Genomic DNA, 14,253 nt, shown 5'->3' on the forward strand with positions numbered 1-14,253 from the left:
TTATTCGTGCCGCGTGCCGAAGATCTTGTCGCCCGCGTCACCCAGTCCCGGCAGGATGTAGCCGACCTCGTTGAGGCGTTCGTCGACCGCGGCCGTGTAGACCTCCACGTCCGGGTGCCTGGCTTCCAGCGCGCGCAGCCCCTCGGGCGCGGCCACCAGGAACAGGCCCTTGATGCGCTTGCAGCCCGCGGCCTTCAGCATGTCGACCGTGGCGACCAGGGTGCCGCCGGTCGCCAGCATCGGGTCGAGGATGATCGCGGTGCGTTCGTCCATGCGACCGGTGAGTTTTTCGTAGTAGCCGGTGGGCTGCAGCGTGCGTTCGTCGCGCTGCAGGCCGACCACGCCGACCTTGGCCGCGGGGATCAGTTCGAGCACGCCGGGCAGCATGCCCAGGCCCGCACGCAGGATCGGCACCAGGGTGACCTTGGCGCCCTTGATGCGATGTGTCTTGACCGGGCCGGCCCAGCCGTCGATGACGACTTCCTCGGTCTCGAGGTCGGCGGTGGCCTCGTAGGTCAGCAGCGTCGCGACTTCGGAGGCGAGTTCGCGGAATTCCTTGGTGCTGATGCCGGCGGCCCGCATCAGGCCGAGCTTGTGGCGGACCAGGGGGTGGCGGACTTCGGTGATTTTCATGGCGGGAGGGTAGCGCAAGTTGTCTTTGCCTTCGCTTCTCCCCGCTGTGCGGGGAGAAGCTGCCCGCAGGGCTGATGAGGGGAGGCGAGCGCAGCGAGCTGCTTTCGTTTTACCGGCGAGCAAAGCAACAGCAGCTCGCTGCGCTCGCCCCCTCACCCGCCTTCGGCACCCTCTCCCCGCAAGGCGGGGAGAGGGACAAGACACTGCTCCCCCGTTGGCAATGGAATAAGGGAAACCCTGAAAAGCAGAAGGCCGGGATAACCCGGCCTTCCGTCGTGCCTGCGAGGGCGTGGTGCGTTACGCCGCAGCCGCCTGCTGCGCGCGCGGACCTTCCTTCAGCGCGCGGGCGACCATCGCCACGACCAGGTCGATCTCCTCACTGGTGATGCCGAAGGTCGGGGTGAAGCGCAGCGAATTGACGCCGCCGTGGATCACGCCGATGCCGTGTTCGCGCAGCCATTCTTCGGTCGAGCCGGCGCCGTAGCACTTGAACTCGTTCGACAGCTCGCACGAGAACAGCAGGCCGGTGCCCTGGACCTTGGTGATCATGCCGCCGAGTTCGGCCTTCAGCTTCTCCAGCTTGTCGGTCGCTTCCTTGCCCTTGGCGCGGATGTTCTCGCGCAGTTCCGGCGTCACCTGCTTGAGCACCGCCACCGCGACATCGAGCGCGCGCGGGTTGGTGGTCATGGTGTTGCCGTACAGGCCCTTCTTGTAGATCTCGCCGGTGCGCTTGCTCACCGCGAGCACCGACAGCGGGTACTGACCGGCGTTGAGCGCCTTCGAATAGGTCTCCATGTCCGGAGCTTCAACGTTCTCGAAGCCGGGATAGTCGATGATCGACAGCACGCCGTTGGCGCGCAGGCCGGCCTGGATCGAGTCGACCAGCAGCAGCGAACCGTGCGCCTTGGTCAGCTCGCGCGCGGCGTTGTAGAACGCCACCGGCACGCCGCGGCCCGGGTCGCCTTCGCCCATCACCGGCTCGAGGAACATCGCTTCGATGAACCAGCCGTTGGCATCGGCATCGGCGAAGACCTTCTTCAGCGCGTCGACGTCGTAGGGCTCGACCGTCAGCACGGTGTCCTCGCCGCGGAAGCTGGCCAGGTGCTGGACGTAGGTCTTGCGGCTGGAATCCGAATACAGCGCCGGACGCTCCGTGCGGCCGTGGAAGCTGCCCTTCACGACCAGGCGCTTGATCGCGCGGCCGGCGTGCTTCGCGCCCGCGTCGGTCATGGTCTTGGCGTTGGCATCGACGATGCGCGAGGCCAGCGAGACCGATTCCGAACCGGAGTTCAGGCACAGGAACTTGTCGTACGGACAGGCGCCGCGGCTGAGGCCAATGGCGGCGCGGATCGCCTTCTCGAAGCGCAGCTGCGACAGCGAGGCGGTCATGATGTTGGCCATCGCCTGCGGCTTGGCCATGGCATCGATCACCACCTGCGGGGTGTGGCCGAAGCCGAGCATGCCGTAGCCGCCGGAGTCGTGCAGGACCGCGCCCTTGAGGGTGACGATCCAGGGGCCGCGAGCGGCGAGGGCGACGTACGGGTTCACGCCGTCGTCCGGGTAGAAGTTGACGTAGCCGGCCTGCACGGCGCGCAGCTGCGCGTCCTCGTCCAGGTCGAGCAGGCCAGCGAAGTCGGCCTTGATCGCCGCGTACTCGGCGGCCGCGGCATCGACGGCGGCGACCAGGTCGGGGTGCGAGGCGGCAAACTGGGCGATGACCGCGTCATCGAGACCGACGGTGCGGCGCTTGCCGGCGTGGGCGCGCAGGGGCGCGAGTTTGGCGGTGAGGGCCATGAAGGTCTCCTGAGATGGGGCCATCTGCCCATTATCTGGAATAATTCGTCGATCGGTAGTGCGGATTTGGACGAAATAATCGTATATTTCGTCAATCCGACGAGACTTGCCGCTCTTTTGTGAAGATCACCGCCTCCGACCAGCAACTGCTGACCGTGCTCCGGGAAAACGCCCGGGCCTCGACCGCCGACATCGCCCGCCGGCTCAAGCTCTCGCGCACCACGGTGCAGAGCCGCATCGAGCGGCTCGAGCGCGAGGGCGTGATCGGCGGCTACACCGTGCGCGTCAACGACACGGCCGAACGCGGCCACATCCGCGCCCACATCATGATCACGGTGCTGCCCAAGCAGATGCCCGCGGTGGTGGACGCGCTGCGGGCGATGCCGGAAGTGCGGGCGCTGCATTCGGTGAGCGGGCCCTTCGACCTGGTGGCGATGGGCGTGGTCCCCACCGCGGCGGAAATGGACGAGCTGACCGACCGGATCGGCGCCATCGACGGCGTCGAGCGGACCACGTCCTCGATCATCCTGTCGGCCAAGTTCGAGCGTTGAAGCAGCGCTGGAAGGCCTGTCGTTCCGAGTACCGCGAGGGACCGGCTTTTTCCGGGGGACGGCGAACAGCAGGTCCCTCGCTGCGCCCGGGATGACACCTGAGCGGGTAATCGAGCCGCAAGTCCTACAATTACGCGTTTTCCGCCGTCCCAGCCGACTTTGAAGAAATCCGACTTCCACTACGACCTGCCGCCCGAGCTCATCGCGCAGGCGCCGCTTCCCGAACGTTCGGCCAGCCGCCTCCTGGTGGTGCCGCCGGGCGCCGACGTGGCGACCGCAGGCCACGCCTCCGAATGGCACTTCGAGGACCGGAGCTTCCGCGAGCTGCCGTCGCTGCTGCGCGCCGGCGACCTGCTGGTGTTCAACGACACGCGGGTGATTCCCGCGCGCCTGTTCGGGCAGAAGGCCACCGGCGGCCGTGTCGAGATCCTGATCGAACGCCTGCTCGGCGGTTTCGACGCGCGCGTGCAGCTGGGCGTGAGCAAGTCGCCCAAGCCGGGCGCGCGCATCGCCCTCGACGCCGGCGGCGAACTGGAAGTGCTGGATCGCGACGGCGAGTTCTACGTCGTCCGCTTCCACGTGCCCGAATCGCTGGAGCAATGGCTGCTGCATGCGGGGCGCCTGCCGCTGCCGCCGTACATCCAGCGCGAACCCGGTGCCGATGACGACGAGCGTTACCAGACCGTGTTCGCGCGCGAAGTGGGCGCCGTGGCCGCGCCGACGGCCGGGCTGCACTTCGACGACGCGCTGCTGGACGCGCTGCGCGCGCAGGGCGTGCAGTTCGGGCACGTGACCCTGCACGTGGGCGCGGGCACCTTCCAGCCGGTGCGCGTCGACGATCTCGCCCAGCACGTGATGCACAGCGAATGGCTCAACGTCGGTGCCGAACTGATCGAACAGATCCGTCGCACGCGCGCCGCGGGCGGGCGCGTGGTCGCGGTGGGCACGACCGTGGTGCGCGCGCTGGAAAGCGCTATGCGCGACGGGGAGTTGCAGCCGTTTGCCGGCGAGACGCGCCTGTTCATCCTGCCCGGTTACCGCATCCGCTCGGTGGATGCGCTGATCACCAACTTCCACTTGCCGGAAAGCACGCTGCTGATGCTGGTGTCGGCCTTCGCCGGCAAGGCGCGCATGTTCGCCGCCTACGAACATGCGATCCGCGAGCGCTACCGGTTCTTCTCCTATGGCGACGCGATGCTGCTGTATCCGCAGGCGGGCGAATGAGATACGTGGATTCGTCGTCCCGGCCAATGCCGGGATCCAGCCTCGGGTTTTCGCCGTGGAGAGTCGGCAGCAACAGCCGGATCCCGGCAGCCGCCGGCATGACGCGCAAGAACAACAGCAAAAGCGGGTCGTAGCATGAGCCGGATGTCGTTCCAACTCCTGACCACCGACGGCGCCGCGCGCCGCGGCCGGCTCACGTTCCCGCGCGGCACGGTGGAAACCCCGGCGTTCATGCCGGTGGGCACCTACGGCTCGGTGAAGGGCGTACTGCCGGAACAGGTGCGCGAACTCGGCGCCGAGATCATCCTCGGCAACACCTTCCACCTGTTCCTGCGTCCGGGACTGGACGTGATCGGCGACCACGGCGGCCTGCACGGCTTCGCGCGCTGGGATGGACCGATCCTCACCGATTCGGGCGGTTTCCAGGTGTTCTCGCTGGCGCACAAGCGCAAGATCACCGAGGCCGGCGTGACTTTCGCCGCGCCGACCGATGGCAGCAAGGTCTTCCTCGGCCCCGAGGAAAGCATGCACATCCAGAAGGTGCTCGGCTCCGACATCGTGATGATCTTCGACGAGTGCCCGCCGGTGCACGTCGACGGCAAGCCGGTCGGCGAGGACCTGGTGAAGCGCTCGATGGAGTTGTCGCTGCGCTGGGCCGAACGCAGCAAGCGCGCGCACGAAGGCAACGACGCGGCGCTGTTCGGCATCGTCCAGGGCGGCGTGCACCGCGACTTGCGCACCCGCTCTGCGACGGCGCTGCAGGAGATCGGCTTCGACGGCTACGCCATCGGCGGCCTCGCCGTGGGCGAAACCGAGGCCGAGCGCAACGCCATGCTCGAACACACCGCGCCGCAGCTGCCGGGCGACCGGCCGCGCTACCTCATGGGTGTGGGCCGCCCCGAGGACCTGGTGGAAGCGGTCGCGCGCGGCGTCGACATGTTCGACTGCGTGATGCCGACCCGCAACGCGCGTAACGGCCACTTCTTCACGTCCACGGGCGCGGTGCGCATCCGCAACGCGATGTACGAGCGCGACACGCGGCCGATCGAAGAGGGCTGCGACTGCTACACCTGCCGCAACGGCTTCAGCCGCAGCTACCTGCGCCACCTGGACCGCTGCAACGAAATGCTCGGCCCGGTACTGGGCACCCTGCACAACCTGCGCCACTACCAGCGGTTGATGGCGGGGATGCGCGAGGCGATCGCCGCGGGAACCTTCGCCGCGTTCCGGGAGTCCTTCTACGCCGCCCGGTCCCTGCCGGTACCCTAGGGCGTTTCCGGGCTGCGCCCGGGAAACCCCAAAGTTTGCCGTGCAAACTTTGGGCCCCGCCGCGCGCTGCCACACCCCCATTCGCACCTGCGGTGCGAATCGCCCCCTGACTCAGGGGGCTGCCAGGGTCCGGTGTTGGCGACGTGGCATAATCCGCCGTTATTTCGCATCCGGACGCATCCAAGATGAACCTGCTCGACCTCCTGATCGCCCCCGCCTACGCCCAGACTGCCGCCGCGCAGCCGCAGGGCATGGGTGGCTTCGGCCTGCTGATGCCCATCGCGCTGATCGCGATCATGTACTTCCTGATGATCCGCCCGCAGATGAAGCGCCAGAAGGAACACCGCGGCATGCTCGAGAAGCTGTCGAAGGGCGACGAAGTGCTGACCAACGGCGGCATCGCCGGCGTGGTGGCCGACATCGGCGAGAACTTCGTCACGGTCGAGGTGGCCGACAACGTCCGCCTGCGCATCCAGAAGGGCGCCATCGCCAACGTCCTGCCCAAGGGCACCTTGAAGTCGGCCTAATCCGCCGCCACCACGTTCTGCATGCTGGCGGCCGGGGAGCTGCCACGGGATCTCTTCGATGCTGACTTACGCACGCTGGAAATACGCTGCCTTCCTGATCGTCCTGCTGCTCAGTGCCGTTTACGCGGTGCCGAACCTGTTTCCGCAGGATCCATCGGTGCAGGTCACTGCCAATCGCGGCGCTCCGGTCGATGAGGCGCTGCGCACGCGCGTCGCCGCCAGCCTGCAGAAGGCCGGTGTCACCGCCAAGCAGGTGGAACTGGATACCAAGAAGAACAACCTGCTGGTCCGCCTCGCGAGCCCGGACGTCCAGGTCAAGGCGGCCGACGCGCTGCGCCCGGAGCTGGGCAGCGACTACATCGTCGCGCTCAACATCGCCTCGACCGTGCCGGACTGGCTGGAGAAGTTCGGCGCGCGCCCGATGTCGCTGGGCCTCGACCTGCAGGGTGGCGTGCACTTCCTGATGCAGGTCGACCAGAAGGCGGCGCTGGAAAAGCGTCTTGAAGCCACCACCGAAGACCTGCGCGTGCTGTTGCGTGACAAGCGCATCGCCTACATCTCGGTCGATCGCCGTCCCGACAACAGCATCGTCGCCACGCTGCGCGATGCGGCCGCCGCCAGTGCGGCGGCGGGCGTCATCGTCAAGGGCCAGCCGACGCTGCTGCAGCAGATGCAGGGCAACCAGATCGTCCTGCAGGTGCAGCCGGCGGAACTGCAGAAGTACGCCGCGGACGCCATCGACCAGAACGTCTCCACCCTGCGCAACCGCGTGAACGCGCTCGGCGTCGCCGAGCCGGTCATCCAGCGCCAGGGCAACGACCGCATCGTCGTCGAGCTGCCGGGCGTGCAGGACACCGCGCAGGCCAAGCGCATGATCGGCGCGACGGCCACCCTGGAATACCGCGCCGTGGTCGAAGGCAATGCCTTCGATGCGGTCGAATCCGGCAACGTGCCGCCGGAAGCGCGCGTCTATTACCGCCGTGAACGCGGTCCGGACGGCAAGCCGATGCCGATCCTGCTCAACAAGCGCGTGATCGCCTCGGGCGACCAGCTGGTCGGCGCCACCACCGGCATCGATTCGCAGAGCGGCACCCCGACCGTGTCGGTGCGCCTGAACAGCGCCGGCGGCCAGCGCATGTTCGACTTCACCAGCGAGAACGTCGGCAAGCCGATGGCGGTGGTGTACATCGAGCGCCTGCCGGAAGTGAAGGTTGTCAACGGCCAGGAAATCCGCAGCACGCGCATCAACGAAGAAGTCGTTTCGGTCGCCACGATCAACGGCGTCTTCAGCAACGAATTCCAGACCACCGGCCTGAGCGGCCAGGAAGCGGCCGACCTGTCCAAGCTGCTGAAGTCCGGCTCGCTGGCCGCGCCGATGGACTTCGTCGAGGAACGCATCATCGGCCCGAGCCTGGGCAAGCAGAACGTCGAAAGCGGCCTGAAGGCGGTGACGTTCTCGTTCGCCTTCGCGCTGGTGTTCTTCCTGATCTACTACCGCATGTTCGGCGTGATCACCTGCATCGCGCTGCTGCTCAACCTGGTGATGGTGTTCGCGCTGATGTCGTTCTTCGGCGCGACGATGTCGCTGCCGGGCCTGGCGGGCATCGCGCTGACCGTCGGCATGTCGGTCGACGCCAACGTGCTGATCAATGAGCGCATCCGCGAAGAGTTGCGCCTGGGGCTGCCGCCGCAGACCGCGATCGCGACCGGTTACGACCGCGCCGCCGGCACCATCCTCGACGCCAACATCACCGCGTTCCTGGTGGGCCTGGCGATGGCTGCGTTCGGCACCGGCCCGCTGCGCGGCTTCGGCATCACCACGATGCTGGGCATCGCCACTTCGGCCTATACCGCTGTTTCCGTCTCGCGCGCGATCGCCACGCTGATCTACGGTGGCCGCCGCAAGTTGAAGTCGATCTGGATCTGAGGGAACCGCTGCCATGAAACCCTTCAACGTTTTCCCTTACGACAGCAAGATCAACTTCATGCGCGTGCGCATGATCTCGCTGGCCATCGCGGCGCTGCTGATGTTCGCCGCGATCGGGGCGATGGCCGTCAACGGCTTCAACTTCGCGCTCGACTTCACCGGTGGCGTTGGCGTCGAGCTGCGCTTCGCCAAGCCGGTCGAGGTCGAGGCCGTGCGTTCGAAGCTGGCCGCCGCCGGCTTCGACAACGCGCAGGTGCAGAGCTTCGGCACCGGCACCGATCTGCTGGTCCGCCTGCAGAAGGAAGAAGGTCGCCGCAACGAGGGCACCGGCAGCATCGCGCAGGACGTGCAGGCGGCGGCGTCCAGCGCCGACAACCCGGCCGAAGTGCGCAGCAGCGCGGAGATCAGCGCGCAGGTGGGCAAGGAGCTGCGCGACAAGGGCATCCTCGCCCTGGTGTTCGTGATCGTCGGCTTCATGATCTACATCTCGTTCCGCTTCGAGTGGAAGTTCGCCGTCGCGGCGATCATCACCACCCTGCACGACGTGGTGATCGTGGTCGGCTGGTTCGCGCTGAGCGGGCACGAGTTCGACCTGACCGTGCTGGCCGGTGCGCTGTCGGTGATGGGCTTCTCGGTCAACGACACCATCGTGGTGTTCGATCGCGTGCGCGAGAACTTCCGTTCGATGCGCGCCAGCCCGGAGGAGGTCCTCAACGCCTCGGTCAACCAGACCCTGTCGCGTACGGTGATCACCTCGTTCGTGGCTCTGCTGACCGTGCTGGCGCTGTACTTCTACGGTGGCGCCTCGCTGCGCGGCATGGCCGAGTCGCAGATCATCGGTATCGTGATCGGCACCCTGTCCTCGATCTTCGTCGCCTGCCCGCTGCTGATGTGGCTGGGTGTGAGCAAGCAGGACCTGATGCCGAAGGCGCGCGACGAAGCGGCGCTGGCGCGTCGCCCGTAATTCACGGCGCCAGTGAACGAAAAAGGCCGCGCAATGCGCGGCCTTTTTCTTTGTCGGGGATCGCGGGCTGGGTCGGCTCATCGACCCGGCGTTTACATCTGCGCGCAGCCGGGTCGATGGAGCCGACCCGGTCTACGTTCAATCCAATGCGTTGGCGTAGCCGGTCGCGACGATCTTGGTCTGCAGCGCATCGCAGATCTTCAGGTTGCCGGCAACGAGCGGGCGGCCCATCAGGCCGCGGGTGTCCATCGGGCCGGTGCTGCGGCCGCGGTAATCGACGACCTTGCCGCCGGCTTCGCGCACCATCAGCGCACCCGCGGCGATGTCCCACGGCTTCACGCCGGATTCGAAGTAGGCATCGGCGCGGCCGCAGGCCACGTAGGCCAGGTCCAGCGCCGCCGAGCCGGTGCGGCGGATGTCCTCGGCTTCCAGCAGCAGGGCATCGATGCACTTGAGCTGGGCGCTGAGGTTCTTGCGCTCGCGCGGCGGGAAGCCGGTGATCAGAAAGGCGCCGTTGAGGTCCTTGCGTTCGGCCACGCGGATGCGCTTGTCGTTGAGCGTGGCGCCGCTGCCCTTGCTGGCGGCGAAGATCTCGTTGCGCAGCGGGTCGAAGATCACGCCGTGGATCGGCTCGCCGTTCTCGACCAGGGCGATCGACACGCAGAAGTGCGGGAAGCCGTGCAGGTAGTTGCTGGTGCCATCGAGCGGGTCGATGACCCAGGTGAAGCGGCCCGAACCCTGCGCGCCGCCTTCCTCGCCGAGGATGGCGTAGTCGGGCGTGGCCCGGCGCAGTTCCTTGATCACGGCCGCTTCGGCCAGTCCGTCGACTTCGCTGGCGTAGTCCAGCCGGTCCTTCTCCACCACGTTGAGCGCGTCGAGCTTGTGCATGTTGCGCAGCAGGACGTTGCCCGCAGCGCGGGCGGCCTTGATCATGAGGGTGACGGCGGGTTTCTGCATGGCGGTACGAGCCTCTTGATCGGGGCGTGGGACGGGCTGGCGGTGCGAAAGAGCGGGCCGGCACCTGTGGCCGGGGCGCGGAGTTTACCATTGCCGCGCATGAGTACCGATCCGAACAATGCCCTGCACCCGGGGCCAGACAACGTCGCCGACCGCATCCGCATCGTCCTGGTCGGCACCCAGCACCCCGGCAACATCGGTTCGGCCGCCCGGGCGATGAAGACCATGGGCCTGTCCCGGCTGGTGCTGGTGGCGCCCGAACGCGCCCCGGACGCCGACTCCTACGCCCTGGCCGCGGGGGCGGACGACGTGCTGGCCGCCGCGGTCGTCCACGCCACCCTGGCCGAAGCCGTCGCCGACTGCCGCCTGGTCCTGGGCTGCACCGCGCGCAGCCGCCGGATCCAGCTGGAGGAGCTCGAGCCGCGCGCGGCCGGTGCCCGGGCGGTCGGGGAAGCGCTGGGCGGCGCCGAGATCGCGCTGGTGTTCGGCCGCGAACGCACCGGCCTGAGCAACGACGAGTACGAGCTGTGCCATCTCGCGGTGCACATCCCGGCCAACCCCGAGTACAGCTCGCTCAACCTGGCGATGGCGGTGCAGGTGCTCAGCTACGAGGTCCGCATGGCCGCATTGGCGGCCCGGCCGACGGCCGCCGTGGCCACGGACGAGGAGGAGCGCGAACCCCCGGCGTCGCACGCGCAGATGGAAGGATTCTTCGCCCAGCTGGCCGAGACCCTGGACGCCATCGACTTCCACAAGGGGCGGGCGCCGGAATCGGCGATGCGCAAGCTGCGGCGCCTGTTCCTGCGCGCGCAGCCCGATGCCCGCGAGGTCCGGATCCTGCGGGGGGTGCTGGCCGACGCGCAGCGGATGGCCCGCCTGGCCGGGGAGCGCGGGTAGGGCCTGCTAACGCCATGCGGACAGGCCGCGCCGGGCGTGGACGCGTGCGAGGCAAGGAAGAGCGAGGGCGCGCGTATGTCGATACGCAACCGAGCGATGACGTCGAACCGCGCCAACCGGCGCGGTGAGGTCGTGCGCGTCCACACCCGGCCCTTCGGGTTGCCCCTCAGGGGCCGCTAGGCGGCGCCGCGCGCCTTGACCTTGCAGTCAGCAAGGCGCGGCGGCACGCAACACCACCTGACGGCCCCTGAGGGGCAACGCGGCCTGTCCGCATGGCGTTAGCAGGCCCTGGCCCGTTCGCCGGTTCCGCGACCCGCGGCACCTCCCCAAGCCCGCGGTTTTTGCTTTAGTCTGCAACGTCGATTGCATCCCGGTTTCCACTGCTTGAGCGTCCGCCTGTCCGCCACATTGCGACGTATCGCCGCCCTGGCGCTCGCTTTCGCCCTGCTGCTGCCGATGTCGGCGTTCGCCGGCGATCCGGGCGTGCTCGTGCTCGGGCGGATCAGCGACGATCCCAAGGCGCACTACGAACAGCTCAAGGCGCTGCTCGACTACGTCGTGCCGCGGATGAAGGACGTGGGCATCCGCGAAGGCCGCATCCTCATGGCCAAGGACGCCACGCAGATGGCCAGCTACCTGCGCCGCGGCCGCGTCGACTGGGTCACCGAAACCGCGGGCACGGGCATGCTGCTGAAGCAGCGTGCCGGCGCCGAGCCGCTGCTGCTGACCGAGCGCGACGGCACCAGCCACTACCACTCGGTGTTCTTCGCCCGCACGGACAGCAGCGTCCGTTCGCTCGACGACCTGCGCGGGCACAGCGTCGCCTTCCAGCGTCCGACCTCCACCAGCGCCTACTTCCTGCCGGTCAGCGAACTCCTGCACCGCGGCAATTCGCTGGAGCTGCTGCTGTCGCCCACCGACAAGCTGGATTCGAGCGTGGTGGGTTACGTGTTCGCGCGTTCCGAACTCAACATCGCCACCTGGGTGCACAAGCGCCTGGTCGACGTGGGCGTGATGAGCAACCTCGACTGGGACAATCCGCGTCGCGTGCCGACGGCCTTCCGCCAGGACCTGCGCGTGATCGGTTCCACCGGCAACGTGCCGCGCGCGCTCGAACTGGTACGCGCCGACCTCGACCCGAAGGTCGAGGAGCGGCTGCGCCAGGTGCTGTGCCAGGCCGCCAAGGATCCGCAGGCGCGCGATGCGCTGCAGGGCTTCTTCCAGACGACCCGCTTCCTGCCGGTGGATGCCGCCTCGCGGCAGGCGCTGGACGACCTGGCCGACGGCGTCGCCCGCGTGCGCAGCGAAGTGGAATAGGGCACGGACACCATGCGGGCGATCGACAGGGCGATTTGCGGATGAACCTTCGCTACGGGCTGCAGGCCCGCTTCCTCGCCCTGATGGCGCTGGCGCTGCTGGTGGTGCTGGGCCTGATGACCCTGCTGTGGAGCCGGCAGGGGCGCATGCAGGCCGAAGTGGAAACCGTCACCCGCGACGGCATGGAGCGCATCGTCGGCGCGAGCGTGCGCCGACAGGGCGAGGGCATGGTCACGCAGCTGGCGGAATCGCTGGCCAACCCGCTCTATTACTTCGACCTCGACGCGATCGGCGTGCTCAGCCGCGCCGCCCTCAACCAGCCGGGCATCCGCTACGTGCTGGTGTACGACGGTGCCGGCAACATCCTCCACGACGGCAGCGAGGAGATTCCCAGCTACGGCAAGCGCATGGACGACGCGATGGCGCCGCAGGTGGTCGCGGCGCCGCAGCTGCTGACGCAGTTCAGCGACGACGTGATGGACGTGTCGGCGCCGGTACTGATCGGCAACGAGCGCATCGGCGGCGTGCGCGTGGGCTACGACCTGCGCGGCTTGCGCAACGACCAGGACGCCGCGGTCAGCGAGCTGCGCATGCGCCTGAACGAACTGGGCCGTCGCCAGCTGCTCTGGGTCGTGGTGCTCAGCGCCAGCCTGGTCGGCCTGGGCGTGCTGATGCTGTGGCTGATCCAGCGTTTCCTGGTGCAGCCGATCCGGCAGCTGGCCGATGCGGCGCATGCGATCGAGATGGGCCGCTTCGAAGTCGCGCGCACGCCCGTCAGCACCCGCAACGACGAGGTCGGCGACCTGCTGCGCGCCTTCAACCGCATGAACACGTCGGTAGCGCGCCACGATCGCGAGATCCGGCGCATGGCCTACACCGATGCGTTGACCAGCCTGGCCAACCGCCTCGCGTTCCGCGAAACCCTGGACGAACGCCTGCTGCAGATGCAGGGCGCGGGCCGCCAGTTGGCGTTGCTGTTCGCCGACATCGACGACTTCAAGCGCGTCAACGACACCCTCGGCCACGATGCCGGCGACGAAGTGCTGCTGCAGTTCGCGCAGCGCATCCGCGAAACCGTCAAGCGCATCGGCGGCGCCGGTGCGGCGCTGGCGCGGTTCGGCGGCGACGAGTTCGTGATCCTGGTCGAGCCCGACGCGCACACCGGGCAGGACGCGCGCGAAGTCGCCAGCCGCCTGGCCGAAGCGCTGGTCACCGAACTCGGGCAGCCGATCACCGTGCACGAACGACAGGTGTTCCTGGGGACCTCGATCGGCATCACCCTGTTCCCGCAGGACGCCGCGGGCGCCAACGCGCTGATGAAGAACGGCGACATCGCCATGTACCAGGCGAAGGTCGCGGGCAAGAACTGCTACCGCTTCTACAGCCGGGCGATGGACCAGGCGGTGGAGCGTCGCGTGCACCTGGAGCACGAGCTGCGCGGCGCCTGGGACCGCGGTGAACTGAGCCTGGTCTACCAGCCGGTCTACCGCGTGTCCGACAACGCCCTGCTCGGCGCCGAGGCCTTGCTGCGCTGGCAGCACCCCGAGCACGGCGCGATCGCGCCCTCGGTGTTCATCGATGTCGCCGAGCAGAGTGGCCTGATCGAAACCCTGGGCCCGCAGGTGCTGCGTGCGGCCTGCGAGGACGCGGTGCGCTGGAGCGCGCAGCGCGGCGATCGCGAGCCGCTGTTCGTGTCGGTCAACCTCTCGCCGCGCCAGCTGCGCAGCGGCGACCTGCCGCGCATCGTCGCCGACGTGCTGGGCGACACCGGATTGCATCCGCGCCAGCTGCACCTGGAGCTCACCGAAACCGCCGTGCTCGGCGACGAATCGCTCGCCAGCGCGATGCTGTCGCAGCTGCGCGACACCGGCGTGCAGGTATGGCTGGACGATTTCGGCACCGGGTTCTCCGGGCTCAGCCACCTGCGCCGCGTGCCCATCGACGGCGTGAAGATCGACCGCAGCTTCATCGCGGACATCCTGCGCGACCCGGACGACCTCGCGCTCACCACCGCGATCATCGCGATGGCGCATTCGCTCGGGATCATCGTGGTCGCCGAGGGCGTGGAGCGCGAAGGGCAGTACGAACTGCTGCGCGAGCGCGACTGCGACCTGGCCCAGGGCTACCTGCTGGGCCACCCGCTGCACATGGACGAGTTCCAGAAACTGCTGTGATCCGGCCGCGGCCGCATGC

12 protein-coding genes are annotated in these 14,253 nt (G+C 68.2%); 9 read left to right on the top strand and 3 right to left on the bottom strand.

The annotated features are described in order from the left end of the window. Nucleotides 1–633, bottom strand: a complete 633-nt coding sequence (upp, locus tag H8B22_RS11710) for a uracil phosphoribosyltransferase (RefSeq protein ID WP_187711592.1) — start codon at nt 631–633, stop codon at nt 1–3. 297 nt (nt 634–930) lie between these two features. Beyond that, complete coding sequence (locus H8B22_RS11715; RefSeq protein ID WP_187711593.1) at nt 931–2,427, bottom strand: aminotransferase class III-fold pyridoxal phosphate-dependent enzyme; 1,497 nt, start codon at nt 2,425–2,427, stop codon at nt 931–933. 119 nt (nt 2,428–2,546) lie between these two features. Between H8B22_RS11715 and H8B22_RS11720 the strand changes: the two genes are divergently transcribed. From H8B22_RS11720 to secF, 6 genes are all read left to right on the top strand, one after another. Beyond that, nucleotides 2,547–2,978 carry an Lrp/AsnC family transcriptional regulator gene (locus H8B22_RS11720; protein ID WP_187711594.1) on the top strand — a complete coding sequence of 144 codons (432 nt, stop codon included), beginning with the start codon at nt 2,547–2,549 and terminating at the stop codon, nt 2,976–2,978. Between the two features lie 159 nt (nt 2,979–3,137). Further along, nucleotides 3,138–4,202 carry a tRNA preQ1(34) S-adenosylmethionine ribosyltransferase-isomerase QueA gene (gene queA / locus H8B22_RS11725; RefSeq protein ID WP_187711595.1) on the top strand — a complete coding sequence of 355 codons (1,065 nt, stop codon included), beginning with the start codon at nt 3,138–3,140 and terminating at the stop codon, nt 4,200–4,202. Nucleotides 4,203–4,337: 135 nt separating this feature from the next. Beyond that, on the top strand, nt 4,338–5,471 hold the full coding sequence (gene tgt, locus H8B22_RS11730) for a tRNA guanosine(34) transglycosylase Tgt (RefSeq protein WP_187711596.1): 1,134 nt from the start codon (nt 4,338–4,340) through the stop codon (nt 5,469–5,471). A 185-nt stretch (nt 5,472–5,656) separates the two neighbouring features. After that, nucleotides 5,657–5,998, top strand: a complete 342-nt coding sequence (gene yajC / locus H8B22_RS11735) for a preprotein translocase subunit YajC (protein WP_187711597.1) — start codon at nt 5,657–5,659, stop codon at nt 5,996–5,998. Between the two features lie 58 nt (nt 5,999–6,056). Next, nucleotides 6,057–7,925 (top strand): protein translocase subunit SecD, encoded by a 1,869-nt coding sequence (secD, locus tag H8B22_RS11740; RefSeq protein ID WP_187711598.1) that lies wholly within the window; start codon nt 6,057–6,059, stop codon nt 7,923–7,925. A gap of 13 nt (nt 7,926–7,938) precedes the next feature. Then, nucleotides 7,939–8,889: a protein translocase subunit SecF gene (gene secF, locus H8B22_RS11745; RefSeq protein WP_187711599.1), complete on the top strand. Its 951-nt coding sequence runs from the start codon at nt 7,939–7,941 to the stop codon at nt 8,887–8,889. Nucleotides 8,890–9,027: 138 nt separating this feature from the next. Here the strand turns inward: secF and H8B22_RS11750 are convergent, their stop codons facing one another. Further along, entirely contained in the window at nt 9,028–9,846 is an 819-nt protein-coding gene (locus H8B22_RS11750) for an inositol monophosphatase family protein (protein ID WP_187711600.1), read from the bottom strand. A gap of 99 nt (nt 9,847–9,945) precedes the next feature. On the opposite strand from H8B22_RS11750, the gene H8B22_RS11755 reads away from it, so the two are divergent. The 3 genes from H8B22_RS11755 to H8B22_RS11765 all read left to right on the top strand — a co-directional run bounded on the left by H8B22_RS11755 (nt 9,946) and on the right by H8B22_RS11765 (nt 14,234). Further along, on the top strand, nt 9,946–10,743 hold the full coding sequence (locus H8B22_RS11755; protein WP_187711601.1) for an RNA methyltransferase: 798 nt from the start codon (nt 9,946–9,948) through the stop codon (nt 10,741–10,743). A 456-nt stretch (nt 10,744–11,199) separates the two neighbouring features. Then, nucleotides 11,200–12,060 (top strand): phosphate/phosphite/phosphonate ABC transporter substrate-binding protein, encoded by an 861-nt coding sequence (locus H8B22_RS11760; protein WP_187713637.1) that lies wholly within the window; start codon nt 11,200–11,202, stop codon nt 12,058–12,060. Nucleotides 12,061–12,101: 41 nt separating this feature from the next. Beyond that, complete coding sequence (locus H8B22_RS11765; RefSeq protein ID WP_187711602.1) at nt 12,102–14,234, top strand: putative bifunctional diguanylate cyclase/phosphodiesterase; 2,133 nt, start codon at nt 12,102–12,104, stop codon at nt 14,232–14,234. The last annotated feature ends 19 nt before the right edge of the window (nt 14,235–14,253 follow it).

The organism is Lysobacter terrestris, from assembly GCF_014489475.1.
Taxonomy (GTDB): domain Bacteria; phylum Pseudomonadota; class Gammaproteobacteria; order Xanthomonadales; family Xanthomonadaceae; genus Agrilutibacter; species Agrilutibacter terrestris.

What these genes read in the sequence shown, in the direction of transcription:
- secF (WP_187711599.1), top strand. Translation starts at nt 7,939, where the DNA reads ATGAAACCCTTCAACGTTTTCCCTTACGACAGCAAGATCAACTTCATG.
- H8B22_RS11760 (WP_187713637.1), top strand. Translation starts at nt 11,200, where the DNA reads ATGTCGGCGTTCGCCGGCGATCCGGGCGTGCTCGTGCTCGGGCGGATC.
- H8B22_RS11765 (WP_187711602.1), top strand. Translation starts at nt 12,102, where the DNA reads ATGAACCTTCGCTACGGGCTGCAGGCCCGCTTCCTCGCCCTGATGGCG.
- H8B22_RS11715 (WP_187711593.1), bottom strand. Translation starts at nt 2,427, where the DNA reads ATGGCCCTCACCGCCAAACTCGCGCCCCTGCGCGCCCACGCCGGCAAG.
- upp (WP_187711592.1), bottom strand. Translation starts at nt 633, where the DNA reads ATGAAAATCACCGAAGTCCGCCACCCCCTGGTCCGCCACAAGCTCGGC.
- yajC (WP_187711597.1), top strand. Translation starts at nt 5,657, where the DNA reads ATGAACCTGCTCGACCTCCTGATCGCCCCCGCCTACGCCCAGACTGCC.
- H8B22_RS11755 (WP_187711601.1), top strand. Translation starts at nt 9,946, where the DNA reads ATGAGTACCGATCCGAACAATGCCCTGCACCCGGGGCCAGACAACGTC.
- tgt (WP_187711596.1), top strand. Translation starts at nt 4,338, where the DNA reads ATGAGCCGGATGTCGTTCCAACTCCTGACCACCGACGGCGCCGCGCGC.
- secD (WP_187711598.1), top strand. Translation starts at nt 6,057, where the DNA reads ATGCTGACTTACGCACGCTGGAAATACGCTGCCTTCCTGATCGTCCTG.
- H8B22_RS11750 (WP_187711600.1), bottom strand. Translation starts at nt 9,846, where the DNA reads ATGCAGAAACCCGCCGTCACCCTCATGATCAAGGCCGCCCGCGCTGCG.